This window comes from Micromonospora sp. NPDC049004, assembly GCF_040649315.1.
Lineage (GTDB): Bacteria > Actinomycetota > Actinomycetes > Mycobacteriales > Micromonosporaceae > Micromonospora.
Genome location: NZ_JBEZFG010000002.1, coordinates 936165 through 954433, shown reverse-complemented (window position 1 = coordinate 954433; position 18269 = coordinate 936165). Strand labels below are relative to the sequence as shown.

The window sequence follows — 18269 nt, the reverse complement described above, 5'->3', positions numbered from 1 at the left end:
CTCAGTTAGACGGCCCGGATGACCAGGACGTCCGTGGGCGGTCGTGTCGCGCTGCTGACGGGGGCCATGTCAGAGGTCGGTCTTAGAGTGTGGCTGTGGCGGAGTCGGGGCGGAAGCGCGAGGTGACGTTGACTGAATATGACGTCGCCGGATACGAGTTCCTCATGACTGGGACCGATGCGCTGATGCGGGCAATGGACCCGGTGTACAGGCGCATTCGGCGGGTGCCGTTGGACGATGTCTCGTCCGTGTCAGTGGATGTCGGTGAAGGCCGGACCGTACAGGTAGAACCGATTGACGCGTCGTCCTGGATCTCATTCGACGTCCGCGAGGCCATCGCGGGAGAACGACAACTGCTGCTGTCCGAGATGGCTTTTCTAGCGCAGAGGCAGCTCGCGACCATCATGAGAGGCTTTTACTCGCATGTCAACGAGGTAGCGGAGGCGGTCGGTAACACAGTCAGCGGCCCCATGTCATGGGACCTGATCATCGACGCACTCGAACGAGTCGACCTAGTGTTTGGTGATGGCGGGGAGCACGGCGGGATGATCGTCATGAACCCGGAGACCTACGCCAGACTCGTCCAGCAAGGACCTCCGACAGCTGCGCAGGAAGCCCGTCTAGACGACATTTTACAACGGAAGCGGGAGGAGTTTGATGCTCGACGGCGTCATCGATCAGTACCTCGCGACGGTCACTGAACGCGAGTTCGACGCTCCCCTGCTCGCGCTGCTGCAAGCCAACGGCTTCACCGACGTCCATCAGCTACACGGGGCGTTCGAGTTTGGCAAAGACTTCATCGCCAAACGCCGCGAGGACGGCGAACTGCGGCAGTACGCACTGCAGAGCAAGGCTGGTGACATCAACCTTGCCGAGTGGCGGACCATCCGGTACCAGGTCGATGAGATTCGCTCGGACGGTCTCGCGCATCCTCACTTCGACCGTAACCTGCCCCGGGCCGCGGTCCTTGTGACCACGGGGCGGTTGGTCGGCGGAGCGGCACTGCAAGCACAGGACTACAACACCCGCGTGCAGGGGCTCGGCGAGCCCGGGTTCGAGCTCTGGGACCGCGACACCCTACGTCCGATGCTCGCCGCCACGCCCGAGTGTGGGTTGGCTGCGGGCAGCCCCGGCGACCTGCTGGAGCTCCTCGGGCAGATCGACCAACAAAAGATCAACTATCAGGCCGTCGAGCGGTATACTCGACGGTGGACAACCAGGCCGCTACAACAGGTGGCGATCGAGTCCGCAGTTGTGGCCAACCGGCTGCGGGACAATCGGCGCACCGACCTCGCAGCAACCGTCGCTCTCGCAGCTCTACGTGCAGCCGTCTGCCAGCCAACGGCACCTCAATCCGCAGAACTGGCCGGCTCGGCCAAACTGCTGCACGCCGCCTACGCCACCCGCCTCCTCGACCGCTACGCAGACGCCGCCAGCAACCCTATGGACCTCCTGAAGGAAATAGCACCGGGCTTCATTCACCTCACCTATCCGGTGATCTGCCTGCGCCTGGCCGAGATCTGGGGGCTCCTGGGCATCTCACCGGACGTTGACGCCGCGACAGCCGCCCGGGCACGACAAACAGTGAGGACGCTGCTGACCCACCAGCCCGGAGCGGCGCATGCCGTATCCGACAACTGGGCGGCGAGCATGATCCCGGCCGTGCTTTCCCTACGCGTCGAGGATCCGGCGACTGTCGAGACCTACCTGCGTGCCGCAACTGGCTGGGTCGCCGACGCCTACGACACCGGCCTCGGCCTCGCCCCCGTCGGTGCCAGCCCGACTGAGGAGGCGACGCACTTCCTCGGGCCGGAACTCGAGCACATCGAAATCGCCACGCCCAGCACCTCGTATGCTGCGACGGTCCTGCTCGACCTGGCGGCGGCGGCGAACCTACCCGAGACCTACCTGTTCATCTTGAACGAACTCCTCGCCGCCGGTGCGAAGCCAACCCTCACCCTGGCCGACGAGACACGCGCACAGTGGGGCGTCGCCCGCGACGGGCTCGCACTCATCCCGGTCGTCAGATACACAGAGTCGTGGACCGGCAGTATCGGCCAAGCCGACCATCACCTCGCTGATGACACCCCCGGTATTGCGGCCTGGGACGCCATCGCCCTGTCAACACTGCCCCGCAACCGGCACCCCTGGTGGGCGCTTCAGCGCCTGATGACTCAAGACGGAGCAGCGCGCCACCAATCGTCCTGATCGATCAAACAGCGTCATCCAGGTCAGAGGATCGGAAGCTAGGTCCGACGAGGCGCGACCACTGCGATAATTACTGCCGCCACACCAGCCGCAACCAACGCCATCGTAACAAGCACTCTGCCCTTTTCTAGCGGCCCATCACTGTTGACAATTCCTACAATCTCTTGGATCGCGGTTCCCAAGAGAGCGCCGCCGATAATATTGAGGACCGCTTTCCAGGGAGGAGCGGCTGCGTGGCGGAGCCTGCTTGTCGCACGTCGCACATGGTCTGCGGAAACTGAGTCAAGACGGTCTCCTTTAGCAAGAGAGATCGACTCTTCGCCCAATTGGCGGAAATAGAGCGTCTGACACTCGGCCAAAGCCACGGCAGCAGGTTCCGAGAAGCCATCCATTTCAAAATCCTGCAATCTCCTTTCCAGCGCCTTGGTAACTCGGTTAAACTCTGCTCGATCGACGATCCGGCTCAGCTTGCTCGCGTCAATTCGCAGATACTCCCGCTGCTGCGCGAGCCGTCGCGAACCGCTACTACCCGCCATCGAAAGATCACACCGATCCGTGAGTCTTGGCGTTGCGGGAGCCAGGCGAGGCCATCGGAAGATCGGCTAGCAGTCGGAGTTGCGCTTCAAGGATGTACGAGGTGACACGGGATGCTGCAATCCTGGGGCCTGGATCAGTGATCCGCGGCCGCAGGAAGCGGATGCGCAAAGCGCCAGGACGAAGAATGTTTGTAACGGCTAACGCTAAGGAAACAAGCGAGACAGAAAAGAGAGCGAATTTCCAATATTGAGGACCGCCGCCGAGAAGAAATCCGGCGGTGAATAGCGTCGTTGATGCAGTCGCAAGCAGGCTTGCCACTGTGCCTATTCGTGCTCCCATTGCGCCTCGCTCGTCGTGCCACCGGCCCTACGGCTTCGAGGCCAGACTATGGGTCGCCTCCCATCTACGCAACAGCGCCGACACACAGGGTATCGTTCCGCGTCGCTTGAGCAGACGAAGAACGGATGTATTGGGTGTTGTCACTACCCACGGCGCCGGCGGGTTTGAGGAGACCATTGAGTTCCGCCCGCTGTCGTCGATGACCAAATCCGGCACCCACCCCTTGGGCCGGGAACGGCGAGGGCAGCATCGGGAAGCGGTGCAGGTGCATGTCAGCCGAGGCGGCGACGTCGGCGGGCAGGTCCCGTCGCGCTCTCGCTGTTGCCGAAGGTGTCCCTCTTGAAGTCCAGGTCAAAGTCGTCATGCACCCCGTTGTCGATCAGAGCGACGATGTGATGGACGGTCAGCTGATCTACTGGAGCGTCGAGACGGCGAGAACGTAGAGCAGCCATCCGACGATCGCCCTCTTCGCCGTGGCCGTGAAGGCCCCCCGCTGCCGCCCGCCCGGGCGTGACCGACAACCGGACAAGTTCACGGTGGGACGAATATCTGCTCGGCTACCGGCGGGCCGAGACAGCGTCGATAAGAGTCCGACTCAGGGTGCGGCCCACCTCGGCAGCCCCCGGACCGAGCGCCGCTAGGGTCACGAGCTCGTCAGGTGGCACCTGGATCGGGTCGTTCGGCAGCATCAGGCTGGTGGCCTGCTGACGGGGCTGCCCGCTGACCCGGCCGACCGACATCAGCCCCTCGGTACTGACGCCGACACCGATGGCCACCTGGTCGCCGTCGAGAACCCCTAGACCGCCGACGAGACGCAGCAGTCCGGCGATCTGATCAGGCAGGGCGTCCGGGTCGAGAATGGCACCCATCCCGTCGCCCGGGAGTGACGCCCACGCCGAGGTCTGCCCGTCGGCGGCCGTGCGTATGCCGAGCAGCTGCGGCGCGCGGACCTCGTTCCATCGGCTGTTCCTATCGGGAACGGTGACGACCACGGCGCCGCCCTGGCGAGTGGAGGTTAGTGGGTCGGCCGCGTCGACCTGACCGCTGGCGCGCAGTCGCGTCGGCAGGAGCTGTTCCAGCTCGGCCATCACCCGAGCTGGCCGGTTCGTCCCGGTGGCCGGAAGAACATGAACCTCGACGGCCGGCGGAAGGCTCGACGTGTTGCCACGCCGAGCCTCGAAGTCTGAGCGCCACCTCACCGTCATCGGGTGCGGCAGCGGCATGAAGGCCAGCGGATCCCCAGCGCTCTCCAGCTCTCTCAGCTTCGTCGCGACCTTCGTCTGCAGTTCGGCAGTCGTGGCGAACGACTCGTAGAACACGCCCGTGCCGTAGTCACCGATGAAGCGAACGAACTCCTCCTGGGCGGGCTCCAACGTCACGCCTAGCTTCCGGTACACCAACCGAGGCATCCCGGCGGCCTTCGCTGCAATCCACTCGTCATGGGTCGGTGACTGCCCGGTGTCGGGCAACGGGTCGCCATAGCGGGGCCCCAGGATCAGCACGTACACCTCGGCCGAGGCGACACCCTTCAGACACGCCTCACGGCTGGGTGACGTCTGGGCGGTGAAGTCCTCGAAGCGCACCGGCGTGTGCCCGAGCGCCGAGATCAAGCCCGGAAGTGCGTCGCGCTCCTCTTCGAGCTCCCGACGAACACTGCTGATGAAGACCCTCATGTACCCATTCTCCCCTGCGCCCGCCGTCCCTCGGGGGACGGCACCGCTGCACACGACAGCTCGATGGTCGATGGTCGATGGTCGATGCGATTGCGGCTGTACGTTTTGGCCTGCCAGCCAGCCTGACCTACAACATCGACGAACTCAGCTTGACCGTCCGGCGCTTGAAGGGGACCGGGCCACCTTCCAGGTGATACAGCGCCAGGGTGTTGAGGTCGTGACGCTCGAGGGATCCGGTTGCCTCGACGACACCGTTGTTCGCGTCGGAGGTGAGGGTGATGATCATTTCGGCGTCGGCGGAGACGACGAGGCCAGGGCTGCGGGTAGCGAAGATGTACTGCCGGCTGCCTCGCAGGTCGCGAAGCTTCGCCACGAGGTATTCCTCGATCCACGGTGCGTGAAGGGCGTCCTCGGGCTGGTCGATGATCAGGGGGTCATTGCCGTCGGCGAGGGCGATGATGAGGATGGCGGTGCACTTCTGGCCGTGCGCGAGCCGCTCGATCGCCACATACCCGTCGTTGGCGTGTTTGCGGAACTCGACGGAGAGGCCGTCGTGCAGGTCGAGGGTCTGCATCCGCAGGAAATCCTCGATGGCGCCCTTCTCCCGCACGTGCTCGAACAGGGTCTCGACGTGCTTGCGCTCGGCACCGGTGGCGTCACACACGCCGTCGACGTCATCAGCGAGGAACGAGCGGACCAGCTTGACCGGGGTCGACTCTTCGCAGATCAACTGGAGGAACGGAGCCCGCAGCCGCGATCCTTTGGCGATGGCCGTCAGCTCGGTCAGGTAGGCCGAGTCGTCATTCTCGGACAGCATCTTGATCCGGACGATGCCACCCATGAGCTTGTTGAGCGCCTTGATCCGGTCCTCACGCCGCCGGCGCCGCGCCTTGCGCGCCTCGATAAGCTCGGCGATCAACTCTTCCCGGTAGGACGTGGCCGTGGCCAGGTTCGGCACGAGTTCGTCGTCGAGCTGGGTCTGCTGCGCGTCGAGTTTCGCCTTCTCCGTTTGGAGTTCCACCAGGCGGGTGCGCAGGGCTGCGAGACCCTTGTTATCGACATCGATGCGGTTGACCGCTTCGGCGAGTTCGTGGTCGAACTGCCGGTACCGGTCGTGCCACTCCTGTCGGATGTCGACGAGTTCCTTGTTCACCACCAGCAGGACCTGCGCCAGCTGCGCGTTCGCCGTCTCGATCGCCTCGCGCACCTGTGTATATGCCGTCTGCGCTCGCTGGTAGAGGTCCTGGTTGTCGGCGATGGCGGGCGCGACCTGGAACTTCTCTCCGCTGTCTGTTCGGGCGGTGACCTTCAGTTCGGGGATGCCGACCACGGGCTCGAAGAGGGCCTTCTCCGCACTCCACTTCGCCTGCATCTTGATGGTCTCGCCGTCGAACAAGCCGGATAGCTCTTCCAGGCGCTTCTCGACCTCCGGAAGGGTCTCCAGCCTGGCGCGTGCCTGCGCGATCCTCGTTTCGAGCGATCCGATGAGTTGACCGTTGTCGTTGAGCTGGCTGACCGCGTCCGTTTCGCGGATCTCGAACTCGCTGAGGTCGAGGGCGGCGTCGATGAGCGCCATCCGGCCGACTGGAGTCCGGGCGTACTCGATCACCTCGCCCTGCGAGAAGCCGGTGATCGCGATCCGGCCGGACAGGCCCGTCAGATGCTCGGCGTCGCCAATGAACTCTGGCTGGGTAGAGCCGTCCTCGAAGTACGCACGGCGTACGAGGCACCGCGCGTGGCCGCGGGTGAGCACGACCTCAACGGTTGAGCCCGAGGTGAGCGCGTACTTCAGTCGGGACTCGACCTCCTTGCGGACCTGGGGAAAGTCGTCGGCATCGGTCTGCTGGTCGAGAGTGAACCGGACCAGCTCGATGAGCAGCGATTTGCCCGCTCCGGTGCCGCCAAGCAGGCAGTTGAGATCGCACGAGAACTCGAATTGCTGACCGTCGAGGAACCCACCGGTCACGGTCACAGACTCGATCACCGTGTGCTCCGACGCCATGGGTTCTTCGAGGCGGACACGCAGAGCCGGATCCGCCAGCGCATGCCGCAGGCCACACAAGTCCGGCCGCGAGGCCTTGATCCAGGTCCGGCGGTGGCCGATGCCACGCAGAACGTGGGTGCTGGCACCGGGTGCGGTGGTGTCGGAACTGCGGACGACCGCGAGCTCTCGCCGGCCGTCGAGCCGCGTCTTGATCCGCTCGACCTCGGTGAGGTCGACGATCTCGACCGCGCCGATGGCGTCGTCGAGCAGCGTCTGGTTGATGCGGTCGGCTACGGCGAGGCGGAGCAGGCCCTTTTCCCGCTCGGCGTGCGCCGGGATTGCCAAGCCGCCCCGGGCGGTGATGACCTTCGCGGTGTCGGTGAAGCCCTTGTCCAGGGCTTTGTGCAGGTCGCCGTGGTCGGTGCGGGGCACCCCGAGTTCAACAAGCACGTCCTCGATGTGCTGGGCCGGGGTGCCCTCTTCCCAGATGGCGAGGAGATGCCCTTCGGCCGTGCTGAGCTCCAGGCCGGGCAGCACCACGAGCGTCGTGTCGCGGGCGGCCTCAGCCATCCTGTCGCACCAACCGGCGGTGTTGTGGTCGGTGACGGCGATCGCGTGCAACCCGGCATCGATCGCCGCGTCGACGATCTGACGGGGCTCGCTCGCGCCGTAGGTGTGCGAATCGACATCGCGCGAGGCAGGGGTGTGCACGTGAAGGTCCACGGCCCAGAACCGTGCGGGTCCGCGCTGCGTGCCCGCCGGCGATGCCGCCCGACTACTCCCTGTTGAAGCCATTGCTGACGTCAAAGCACTCGCTCCGTGTGATCGTTCGCCGATGATCTGAGCACCCGGCTCGACACTGTAACGCTCAGTGAGCCCATGAAGAGGAGCGACACTCGCCCATACGTACGAAGAGAGTGCCACCGGACGAAGCCGCACCAGACCGTCCGCCACGGTCAGCCGTCCGACCCGCCGAGGAGTTCCGACTTAGCGGAGTAGTTGGCTTCGTCCAAGGACAAGGCCACCTACCCGGACGTTCCGTTAGCGCAGCGCGCTGTCGGGGCACGTCGCCCGGCCGCCACGGATGCGCTCGGCTGCCTCGACGTTCTTGAGGAGGTGTTCCGTGAGTAGGTCGCTGTAGACGGTCGCCATCTTCGTTGACGATGCGCCTGTCGATCAGGCGCACGAGTGCCACTGCCCAGCTGGTGGCATGCGAGAGCGGCGGTGCCGCTACGTACACGTTCCAGTGCCGCCGCGTCGCCACGATCAGGGCCGTTCACGCCTGTCAGGAGGCCCAAAGGCCGCCTCGTGTTCCCGCGGTTGACCGCTCGTCACAGCACAGCGGCAAGGCGGTCCAAAATCGGAACGCAGCGATCACCGGACACGAGGCGCGGCTCGGCCATCGCGAATGGAGCGTCGTCGCGCACGATCTTCAGAGTGCTGACGTAGCGCGAGTCGGCCGACAGGAAGATGTCCGCATCGACCAGGTAGGAGCTGTGTTGTTCATCGGCCGGGTTACCGCCTGAGATCTTCTGCGTGGTCTGGATGTGGCGAACAGCCCATCGGATCCAGTTTCTTGGTACAGCCTCAGCAGACGCGTCGTAGAGCCAGAACCGGGTGAAGTCCGCGCGGCTACTGCCGAGGCGGCGCAGGTCGACGTAGGCACCGACCCAGTCCGCGAAGGTCGTGTCTTGCCGGGTCACGACGGCGCGGCCGGGGACCACCACGAGCTGATGCCAGTACAGGTCCCTGAGCTCGGCCCGCCACGCGTCCACCTCGTCGCCCTCGATCCATCCAGCGCGGTAGTGATCCGGCGTTTCGGGCGCAAGGCGGGCCTTGATAGCTGTCAATGGACGAAAACTAAACCGCGTTTCTAGCACATCGTGGCGCTGGCGACGCTGCTGCCGCACGATGTGTGGGGCGATGGGCGGCTGAGCCTGCTGCCAGAGATGAAGTCGCTCTGACGTTTCTCGCGCCTGCCGCCAGATGGTTCTGGTCCAAAACGTGTTGAGCGAGGCGACGGTGGCGGTGTCCGGCATCGCACGCAGCCATGCTGGCCGCGCTCTCCGAATTTCGGCCACAACCTCGGCCGACTCAGACATGGCTTCGGTCGGCAGGCGCCGCCGGGAACCTGTAATGAGCGCTTCGATGATGCGCTGCCTGGGCGCGGGCACCGGAAGGTCCATCACCTCGACGAGTGTGCTCGGGGTGACGAGAACCTCCAGTCCGCGCGACTGCATGAAGTCCCGGAACGGGCGGGAGGTGCCCTCATCTCCGAGAGATGACCAGATGTTGGTGTCGAGTAGGACCCGCACGACGTATCTACATACCCACCGCATGAGGGTTGTGTCAACGCAGATTGGCTGCGAATAACAGCGGTTGGGCTGCAGTGCGCGGGGGATACTCGGCTGGTCTCGTGCTGTGACCGGCTCCTCGCATGCGCGTCTTGCCGGATGTGGCTCAACAGCGGCACGAGCCGATCGACGCGGTGAAATGCGTAGCGCTGGCGATCGGGCCAACCAGGCCCGCGGCCGCGAGCCGGGCCCGCAGCGTACCCAAGCTGATGCCATCGGCCACACGCCTGCCAATTCGCCCCTCACCGCCACTAAAAGTCCGCTAAAACGTGCGTATGTCCACTTCGTCTGCCGCCAAGCGCGCCGAGTAATACCCGTGGGCGGCACCGCCCACAACGCCGGCGGCCAGTCCGCAGACCGCTCCAACCCAGCCGTTCAGCCCATCTCCGCCCGAGAGCCACGCGACCAGCGGGAACACCAGGCCGAGAGGCCACAACAGGAAGACCATCAACAGCAGCAGCGGCGGCATGAGGAATGCGGTCTTGGCGAGCCCATCGAAGGCGAACCCGATGACGATCGCTCCCACCTCGGTCTTGACCAGAGCCCCGATGGCAGTGACTCCAAGGGCGACGAACAAGCCCGAGACCAGTTCTTGGGAGAGGTTTGGCCAGCGTTCCTGAAAGCGCTCGGCAACCGGGTGGATGAGGATGAGCGCAAACGGCGCGAAGAGGATCGCCAGGGTCGTTATCCATACGGCCGCCGCACCCAGGGACCAAAGGATGCGGCCCAGGGCATCGACGAGTCCTCGAAGGACACCCCGCTGGTGTGCGAAGGCGACGACTAGGACTCCCACGACCAAGGGATAAGCAAAGATCAACTTAAAGGGCCAACCGTTGGGCCCGGTAGAACCGCCGACCGTCCAACCGGCCGCGGCCACCCCTCCGACTGCCGCTCCGAGCGCGCCACACCCAAGGTGCGTCAGACGAGCCCGATCAAAATCCATTGCCTCGGGTGGAAGCGACGGCGGCCTGGAGAAGCCCGTTGTCGTGATCGCCCGCGGCCGGCCGCAGGCTCAGGTGGCCTGCCATATGCACTCCACGGAGAGTTCGACACTGCCACCCTGGCATGAGCAGGCCCATAAGTCACTGCCCGGAAGGGCAGAACAACTTGGCCGCTGCCTGCGAGTCAGTGGGTGATCTGGGTCGGGCGATCCCGCTGTGCGAGGCGGCTCTCGCCAACTGCGAGCGGGTGTTGGGCCCAGAGCATCCCACAAGCGGGATCGTCCGCCGGAACCTGGAGACCGCTCGCAACGGCTAGTACTCCCCGATGCGGGCACGACCAGGCGGCACGGGCTCGAAGCCGAGGTCCGGCCATTACCGTCCTCGGTCAAAGCCGTGTACTTCGAGGGTGCGAGTTAGCTGGTGGAGAACGAAGGGCGATGGAAGCCGTTCCTGCTCGAGGCGCAGGTAGGTGCCGTGCTCCGTAGTGAGTCCCGTCAGGGCTGCGGTTTCGATGTCGGTGAGGTTGGATTCCGGCGGGTCGGCTCTAGTCTCGTCTTCGATGGCGAGGGCTTGGTGTTCTCCGAGCGTGGCCGGGTCCATGAGGATGGACATCAGGTGTGGCAGCTGGGCACGCGCCCGTGACAATAGGGTCATCCCAGCTCGGTCGAGGTCTCCCCAGTAGAGATGACGGGCACCTTGCAGCCAGTCGATCTCGTTGAGGACGCTGAGATGGTTGCCGAGCGAGTGGATGACCACGGTCCGTGGTTGATCGGGGACGAGGTAGGCGGACTCCTTGTTCTCGACGATCATGACTTTCTCAGGGCGGAGGGGTAGCGCGTTGACCTCCGGCAGTGGGGCGCGGAGGTGCCGTAAGCCGCCCACCAGCGCGCGGTCGGCGGGGTCGGCCAGGATTACATCGACATGCACGGGCAGGGCCTTGAGGCCGAGCGGATCCAGGTCGTGTTGCTCCAGTTCCTCGTGCGGTTGATCAGCGCCGTCTGGTGGAGGGGTGATGTTGAGGCAGGCCAGGACGAGCCGGCGGTTGCGGGCCAGCCACTTGCTGTGCATACCCAGGACGGGGACCTGCCGGATGGTCAGTCCGGACCTTGGGTGGTCGGTGAACCATACGGCGGACCTGAGCAGAATCTCGAAGTCGGCGTCGTCCAGGTCGACGATTTGCTGCAGGTGGAGACGTAGCCGCTCGGTGGCCACGCCGCCGGGCAGGGCGTTGAGACGCTTCCACCGGGTCTTCGCCCGCAACCAGTGGTCGACGAGGCCATGATCGAGGGCCACAAGGTCGTCGATCGTGGGGAGGTCCAGGTGGGTGAATACTTCCTGGGTGCCTACGACGGTGTGGCGGGTGACGGTGCGTAGCCGGGCGACGGGCTGTGCCTCCGACCAGGTCCGCCATGCGCGTAGCCATTGGCCGACTGCGTCGTAATCACGGGCGATCGCATCCGCTGACGGTGCGGCGAGGGGGAACGAGAAATTTGCGTCGTCGTCGTGCAGCAGCCAGTCGCGCCAGTTCTCGCGGTACCGGACGCGGACTTGGTCGAGTATCAGATCCGGGTTTCGCATCACGTCTGCTCCTGCTCGATGCGCAGTGCCTCCTGCATGGTCATGGGGTAGATGCGCACTCGTGTGGGGTCATCAACGTCGATGTTGATGTAGGCGACGGATTCCACGTAGTCCTCGAAGGCGGTCGCCTTCTCGCGGGGCGCGCCGACGATCAGTTGGAAGCCGAGGGCTTGCAGCGCGGATAGGGCTCGGCCGGTGTAGTCGCTGTCGGCTTTGACGAACCCTTCGTCGAGGATGACCGAGGCGTAGGTGGGTGGGCCGTCGTGGCCTTCGCCGAGGCGGAACCGAAGGGCGGCGCCGAGGATGAACGCGATCAGCTCCTGTCCTTCGCCGCCGCTCATGCCGGAGACGCCGTCGTGGACGACCTTGACTCCGTCGGGGCGGGTTTCAATGGCTTGGAACTCGACGTGCTCGCGGGCGTCGAAGACTCGCCGCCGCCAGGCTTCTCCGGCTCTTGATGGGTCATCGAGTTTGGCCAGGTGTTTGCGTAGGCGGGTGAAGGACTTCTCTACCTGGTCGGCCTCGCGTTGTGCGTCCATTCCGACCGTGTTGCTGGTGTAGCGGGTGATGATCTGGCGGAAGTCCTTCAGGTCGCTGCTTGGTCGCTCGATCGGCTCTATGCTCAACGTGGCGTTCGCGCGGAACCGCACGTGGCGCAGCACGTCGTTGATGGGGTTCAGCCCGCGCTTGATGGTCCGCGCGTCGTCGTCGATCTGCACGAGCAGGCCGCGTAGCTGCCGGTTCATGTCGTCGTCGACCTTTGCCAGCCACGCGTGCTTGGCCCGCGGCAGGTCGTCGGTGACAAGTTGCTCGTAGATCGCCAACACTGACGGCAGAGCCTCGATGGTGCCATCAACTTCGCGCTCGGTGCGATCATCCAGATTCCGGTAGGCGGCGATATGGCCCACCACGGCGGTTTCGAGTTTTTCCCGGTCGTCCTTGTGTCGGTCGATCTGCTTGCGGAGATCGTCCATCGCTGCAGCCAGGCTCGCGGTGACTCCTGTGGCATCGGTCGGCGCGGCGAAGGGAGTGGCGGCGAGCGCGGCACGCTCATCAGCGCTCAGTGGTCGCTCGGCATCGACGAGGTCCTTGGCGTCGTCCACGGCCGAGACCAGGTCGCCCCATTGCATGTTCAGCGCCTCTTGCTCCTCGTGAAGCCTTTGCACCTCGCGGCTGGCGGTGACCGCCGCCTCGCGCTGCTTCTGCAATAGCTTCGTCAGGTGCGTGACCTCGGGTGAGTTGGCCTGCGCGAGCTGGGCTTCGAGTTCTTGTATCCGCTGTTGGGCGCCTGACGAGTCGATCCGGTCCCAGGTCAGCTCGGCGCGGATCGCCTGCAGTTCTTCCAATCGCGCGCGAGTCGTATTGCGCTGTGTGTCGGCCTCGTCCGCCGCCACGGCGGCGGCCCGTAGTTCTCGCCGGGTCGACTCGAGCTCGTCGCTCAGTTCCTGCAGCAGCCGGCGGGTGTCCCAACCGAGCCAGGGGTAGCGCAGGCGGCGGTCGTCCTTGGTGAACCGCTGCCGGGAGCCGGTACGCATACCGGCCGGGGTGATCGATCCGCGCGCCCATCCGGGGTGACGGTTGTCCAGCTCCGCGTCGGTCTCCACGCAGTGGTAGTTCACGGTCTCGTTCAGTTCAGTCGCAAGCCAGCCATGGAACGGGTGCTCGGCGATGTCGAGCAGCGCGGGAACGCTGCCGTCCATCGGGGCGGGGCTTGGTGTCCCGGAAAGGGCAGGGGCGAGGGTGACCGACCCGCGCATGTCGTGGTCGTGCACATACCGGCGTACGCGCGCGAAATCAACGCTGTCGACGAGGAGGGTGCTCGACAACGGCAGCACGAGGCCGACGACTGCCTTCTCCCACCGACGGTGTTCGGGTTTGAGCTGTAGCAGCTCGCCGGCGTAGCGAAGCCGGTTGGTGTCGATGCCGAGGTCGGAGGCGATCCGGTTGCGGCGCGTGTCGGCTTCTTCAGGGATGAGGCTGCGTCGTGCCTTCAGCCCGGTGATCTCCCGCTCTTGGGTTGCGGCGTCCTGGCGGAGCTGCCATAGCCGGCCAGCAGCCTTGCTGGCTTTCTCGACGGCGCGTTGCCCCGCCTTCTCCTCCTGCGCGGCGAGGTCGTCGAGGCTAGCGTGCGTGAGAGTCACATCGCCCGCGGAGGAGGGCAGGGACATCTTGAACACGGACAGGCGGTTGCCGAACCGAAGCCGCTCTGCCTCCACCCGCTCCAGGGTTTCCCTAATATGTTCGAGCTGCAGTTTGACCAGTTCCGACCGGTCACCGCCGGCCGCGACGAGCTGAGCGATCGTGTCCTTCTCGCGCTGGTCGGCGGCGTCGGCAGCCTTGACGGCGCCGGCGTGCTTCTCGTCTATCTCCGCCTTGGCGAGGCGGTTGTCGTCGATGGTGTTCTCGGCCCATCCGGTGATCTTCTCCGCATGCCAGACGTGAAGCCGTGTGGGGGCATCGCCGTCACCCCTGAGCAGCCTGGCCTTCGCTACGTAGTCAGCGCCGGCGGCGAGGTACTTCTCGGCGATCACCGGAAGCGGGGACAGTGCGTCGGTGCGGCGCCGTGCTGTTTCGAACTCCTCGTACAGTCGAGATGCCTCTCGGTAAGCCTGTAGGGCGACGTCCCAGCGGGTCAGCGCGAGCGGCTCGGTGAGGACGAACTCTTTGAACAGGGCGTTGATGGAGAAGATGCCCTTGGATGCTTGGGCTCGTCGCAGTAGCTGCATGGCCAGGCGTTGCGAGTCGTCGGTGGCTCCCATCCCCATGACTGTGCGCATTTTCGCGTGCACACGCGCTTGCGAGGAGTCCACGACGTCGCCTCGGCTCTGGTCGATGAGACGTTCCAGGGAGGTTTTCGACAGCGGGGAGGCGCCCTGGCGGATGGCGGTGATGCCGCGGAGCTGTGTCAGGTCGAAGTGGTCGTTGATGAAGCCGTAGACGGTGGCGCCGTTGATCGCTTCTGGTCCGTCGGCGTCCGAGCCGACCCACGCCAGGCGAAACGATGTAACCCGTCGCCCGTCGCGGGTCTCCCAGGTGATCGCCGCACCGCAGGGGAATCCTGGCCCGCCGGGCGGTCGCAGATAGTTGGTCGTCGCGGAGCGCCGGTTGTCGTCCCGCCTCTGGTCGGTGTGACCGCGCGCGTAGGAATAGACGGTCCGTTCCCGCTTCTTGCCGCGGTCGTCGCGAGCGGCCTGGTTGAACTCCTGGGGATTCGGCAGGATCACCGAGGCTACGGCGTCCAGCAGGGTGGATTTGCCGCGCCCGGACGGGCCGACGATCGCGGTGCCCGAGCGTGCCACGGTCATGGTCTGCAGCCCGGAATATGCGCCCCAGTTGAGAATCTGCACCTTGCTGATGCGAAACTGCCCCGCGTCTTGCCCGTCGGTGACAACCACTGAGGCGACGTCTTCCTCAATCGGTTCCGCCGCTGCGTGGAGCGTCGTCATGCGAGGTCCTCGCCTGTCTCGTTGTTCTCGGACTCGTGAGTCCCACCCGCTGCCCTTGCCGCTTGGAGGAAATACCGTTCCATGCGCATCATCTCGTCCGCGCCGATCAACGGCACGATCGCCGGCGAGACGGTGAACAGGTAGTCCGCGTCCGGGTCTGACGTCAGCAGCTTCAACTCAGCCACCGCGCGGATGGCGGCATCCACGCGGCGCTCGAACTTGGCCTCGTCACCGTCGCCGTCTTCGCGGAACGGGCGCAGGAATTCGGCTACCTGAGCCGTGGTGATCACGACCGGGTCGTCGGTTGCGTCGGTGTATGCGTGTTCCTTGCGCAGATGTATGAGCAGCAGAGACGCGTCACGGTGCAGCGGTTTGTCGCGGCGCAGCATCTTCGGAGCGTCCTCGGCCGGGTCCTGCCGCTTGAATGCCACCTCATAGTCCTTGTCGACGATGAGGAGCAGGTACATGTCGGCGAGACGCTCACGGAGCTCGTTCTCGTACGCCAGCAGCGCCTCCCACGCGGCCCGGTTGCGCGAGCGGGTGATGAATCTGTTGGTTAGCAGGGTCGCCAGGGCCCGTCGCGCTGGGGCTGGCAGGCGTGACCCGTCTGGGCTGGCCGGATCGTCGCCGTCGAAGCCGTAGTTGTCCAGGTCGTCGCTGGATGTTGAGTCGTCATCGAGGACGTTGACGCGATCGCTCACGGCATCTCCTTCGTGGGCACGGGGGCATCGAAGACGAGGTGAGGCAGCACGGCCATCAGGGTGGTGGCCCGGTCTCCGGACAGCCGTACCGTCTCGACGAGGTTCGTATCGACCTGTCCGTGCATGACTGCAAGATCCAGCAGGCTCACCAGGGTGCCCAAGCGCTGGAACTCTTCCGCGGTGGCGTCGAAGACCTCGGCGCCGGTCACCACTGGCCGGCCGACGAGCAACGTGTTGATGGTTCGTCCCACGGCACGCGGGCTGGTTCCTGCCGCCAATCGAAGGGCAGCCCGGTCCTCCGTGGGAAGAGTCCTACGCTGTTCGGTGACCTCGACGACGACCTCCTGCGGGCCGTGGTCGCGCCAAAGCTGGGTCTGTGAGATGTCGATGACGGCGTGTGGACCCACGCCGAGCACGTCCTGCGGTACATACCGCTGCCCCCGTTCGGCGTGCACCCAAGCGGCGCCGGCGTGCAAGGCGCGATCAGCGAGGCTGAGCAGCCGCTGGTGGCGACCGTGAGCGACACGCGTGAGGAAGCGGCGCAGCGACGCAGACCAGCGCACGTAGCTGTTCTGCACGTCGAGTTCCGCAGCGAGCAGAGTCGAGAGCATGCCGTCGAGTTCTTCACGCTGCGCGGCAGTTACATGTTCGCGCGCGAATCCCTGCGCGAGGATCTGGTCGATGTCGGCGCGGAGCTGCTCGGTTTGCCGGGACGACAGCAGCCGGGAAAACCCGAGGTATGCCGTGCCCTGACTCGTCTTCGACAACAGATCGTTCTCGCGAAGGTAGTCCTCCACGAGGTCCGCCTTGCGCGGTCCCTGGACCATTGCCCGTCGCGCCACCTCTTGGTGACGGTCTTCCACCATGGTGCGCAACTGCCGAAAGTCGGCTGGCAGAGACCGCGTCATGGCAAGAATCTCGAGCAGTTGCTGCTTCATCTCCTCCACCGTCGCCAGCCGCACCCGACCGGAGGCGATGTCCTCGCGTCTCTTACGCAGCTCGGCGATCTGCTGGTCAATGCGCCGCACTTGAACGCCCCGGTCCGGGTTGGTCATGTCGGCTAGGAGCCGTACCGCGTTTGAGATGGAGCCAAGGCGGGCGCCGCTGACGGTCGTCTCACCTTCAACGAGCTCGCGGACAAACCGCAGCGCTCGCAGGGAGTAGGGCGACAGGCGGTACCTCAGACGTCCGTTGAGCGTCTCCGTCTCCAGCCAGCGCTTCTCGATCCAGTCTCGGCAGTGATCGGCCGGCGTGACAGTGCCCTGCCACTCGGGGATCTTCTCGCGCGCCTCGGATACTCGTTCGTGGAACCACTCAGCGGAAACCGACCCGTCAACCTGTTCGAGATGCTCGGCGAACAGGGGCAGCACCCAATCTCTGGAGTACGCCTTGAGCAACGTCAGGGTCGGGTTCAAGTCCAGTGCCGCCCTGATCCGTTCGCCTGTGATCTTCATAGCCGCCAATCACGTCGCAATGCATGCCCGCACTGCCGAGTGTGCCGCACCCTACTGACAGAAATAGCGTCCGACGCGGTCGATCAAACGCCAGCAGCGGGCATCCGCGGCCCACCCCGGCCGGGTCGCCACCGCAGACAACAGCGGGCTTAGAGCACTGACGCTGGGAGTCCGGCGTGCTGTTCAGGCAGGCCATCAGTTGTGCATCGGCCGCGATTGGCTCTCATCGAGTATCGGCAACGAGCGGCCACGCGCTACGGCCGCGACCCGGACTTTGCCAGAACGATCCGTCGAAAACCTTCCGGCGTCGAGCCAAGTCGTACAACCGTTCTAAGATTGGTTCGCGGTGATCGATGATCGGCTTACGCCATCGCGCCGGCTGCCTCAACTTGGCTCTCTCGACATCAACCAAATGGCGTGGCCCCCGACCGTCATCGGCGTTAGCCACGTTTCACCTCATTCCATTCTTACTCGACGGATGCCGAATATTTCGGGTTGAAGCCCTCAGTCGCTCCCTGCGGTTTCGCGACGATGAGCCCTGACCAGAGCAAGGGAGAGATCATGAACAGCCAGGGCGTCGTCGTGAAGCGGTGCCGGTGTGTCGACCCGGAGACGGGCCGGCGGCGCGGCGCGTCCTGTCCGCAGCTGACGCAGCGCGCTCACGGCAGCTGGTACTTCCACTGCTCAATCCGCAACCTACTCGGGCAGACCGAGCGGATCCGCCGGGGTGGCTATGCGTCGGAGGCGGCGGCGCGCACGGCGCGCGACGAGTTGCTGGCATTGTCCCGGGAGGAGCAGGCCGGCCGGTCCTGGACGGTCACCCGCTGGTTGCGGTACTGGCTGTCGACAGGACCCGGATCCGGCCGACAACGCGAACGCACTACACCCACGACGTCGAGCGGTTCCTGATCCCGCACATCGGCCAGCTGATCCTCGGTGACCTGAGTTCACGGCAGGTCGCCGCAGCGTTCGGGCAAATCGCGGCCACCCGCAATCGGTCCGGGCAACTGCAGACCCCGTGCACCTTGCAGCACATCCACACGACGCTGCGGGC

At 65.2% G+C, this 18269-nt stretch carries 13 protein-coding genes; 4 read left to right on the top strand and 9 right to left on the bottom strand.

All coding sequences use genetic code 11. The annotated features are described in order from the left end of the window. Positions 1 to 95 precede the first annotated feature (95 nt). Positions 96 to 701, top strand: a complete 606-nt coding sequence (locus AB0B97_RS09265; protein WP_357491932.1) for a hypothetical protein — start codon at positions 96 to 98, stop codon at positions 699 to 701. Beyond that, on the top strand, positions 658 to 2208 hold the full coding sequence (locus AB0B97_RS09260; RefSeq protein WP_357491930.1) for a hypothetical protein: 1551 nt from the start codon (positions 658 to 660) through the stop codon (positions 2206 to 2208). Before AB0B97_RS09265 ends, AB0B97_RS09260 begins: the two co-directional genes overlap by 44 nt. Positions 2209 to 2246: 38 nt before the next feature. Here the strand turns inward: AB0B97_RS09260 and AB0B97_RS09255 are convergent, their stop codons facing one another. The 5 genes from AB0B97_RS09255 to AB0B97_RS09235 all read right to left on the bottom strand — a co-directional run bounded on the left by AB0B97_RS09255 (position 2247) and on the right by AB0B97_RS09235 (position 9888). Further along, the gene (locus AB0B97_RS09255; protein ID WP_357491928.1) at positions 2247 to 2744 is read right to left on the bottom strand and encodes a hypothetical protein; all 498 of its coding nucleotides are present in this window, start codon (positions 2742 to 2744) and stop codon (positions 2247 to 2249) included. Between the two features lie 897 nt (positions 2745 to 3641). Next, entirely contained in the window at positions 3642 to 4757 is a 1116-nt protein-coding gene (locus tag AB0B97_RS09250; protein ID WP_357491926.1) for a DUF4062 domain-containing protein, read from the bottom strand. 127 nt (positions 4758 to 4884) lie between these two features. Beyond that, positions 4885 to 7464 carry a PHP domain-containing protein gene (locus AB0B97_RS09245; RefSeq protein ID WP_357491924.1) on the bottom strand — a complete coding sequence of 860 codons (2580 nt, stop codon included), beginning with the start codon at positions 7462 to 7464 and terminating at the stop codon, positions 4885 to 4887. 608 nt (positions 7465 to 8072) lie between these two features. Further along, positions 8073 to 9056 carry a hypothetical protein gene (locus tag AB0B97_RS09240; protein WP_203174892.1) on the bottom strand — a complete coding sequence of 328 codons (984 nt, stop codon included), beginning with the start codon at positions 9054 to 9056 and terminating at the stop codon, positions 8073 to 8075. Between the two features lie 301 nt (positions 9057 to 9357). Beyond that, positions 9358 to 9888 (bottom strand): hypothetical protein, encoded by a 531-nt coding sequence (locus tag AB0B97_RS09235; RefSeq protein ID WP_357491922.1) that lies wholly within the window; start codon positions 9886 to 9888, stop codon positions 9358 to 9360. Positions 9889 to 10160: 272 nt separating this feature from the next. Between AB0B97_RS09235 and AB0B97_RS09230 the strand changes: the two genes are divergently transcribed. Then, positions 10161 to 10352, top strand: coding sequence for a tetratricopeptide repeat protein (locus AB0B97_RS09230; protein ID WP_203174894.1), 192 nt, complete (start codon positions 10161 to 10163; stop codon positions 10350 to 10352). A gap of 56 nt (positions 10353 to 10408) precedes the next feature. On the opposite strand, the gene AB0B97_RS09225 is transcribed toward AB0B97_RS09230, so the two are convergent. The 4 genes from AB0B97_RS09225 to AB0B97_RS09210 are packed head-to-tail and all read right to left on the bottom strand — an operon-like array spanning position 10409 to position 17215. Beyond that, positions 10409 to 11614: a Wadjet anti-phage system protein JetD domain-containing protein gene (locus AB0B97_RS09225; RefSeq protein ID WP_357492105.1), complete on the bottom strand. Its 1206-nt coding sequence runs from the start codon at positions 11612 to 11614 to the stop codon at positions 10409 to 10411. Then, positions 11614 to 15060 carry an SbcC/MukB-like Walker B domain-containing protein gene (locus AB0B97_RS09220; RefSeq protein ID WP_357491920.1) on the bottom strand — a complete coding sequence of 1149 codons (3447 nt, stop codon included), beginning with the start codon at positions 15058 to 15060 and terminating at the stop codon, positions 11614 to 11616. Before AB0B97_RS09220 ends, AB0B97_RS09225 begins: the two co-directional genes overlap by 1 nt. After that, entirely contained in the window at positions 15057 to 15761 is a 705-nt protein-coding gene (locus AB0B97_RS09215) for a DUF4194 domain-containing protein (RefSeq protein ID WP_357491918.1), read from the bottom strand. The genes AB0B97_RS09220 and AB0B97_RS09215 overlap by 4 nt, the downstream gene beginning before the upstream one ends. Next, entirely contained in the window at positions 15758 to 17215 is a 1458-nt protein-coding gene (locus tag AB0B97_RS09210; protein ID WP_357491916.1) for a DUF3375 family protein, read from the bottom strand. The genes AB0B97_RS09215 and AB0B97_RS09210 overlap by 4 nt, the downstream gene beginning before the upstream one ends. A 561-nt stretch (positions 17216 to 17776) precedes the next feature. On the opposite strand from AB0B97_RS09210, the gene AB0B97_RS09205 reads away from it, so the two are divergent. Further along, entirely contained in the window at positions 17777 to 18124 is a 348-nt protein-coding gene (locus AB0B97_RS09205) for a hypothetical protein (protein WP_357491914.1), read from the top strand. The last annotated feature ends 145 nt before the right edge of the window (positions 18125 to 18269 follow it).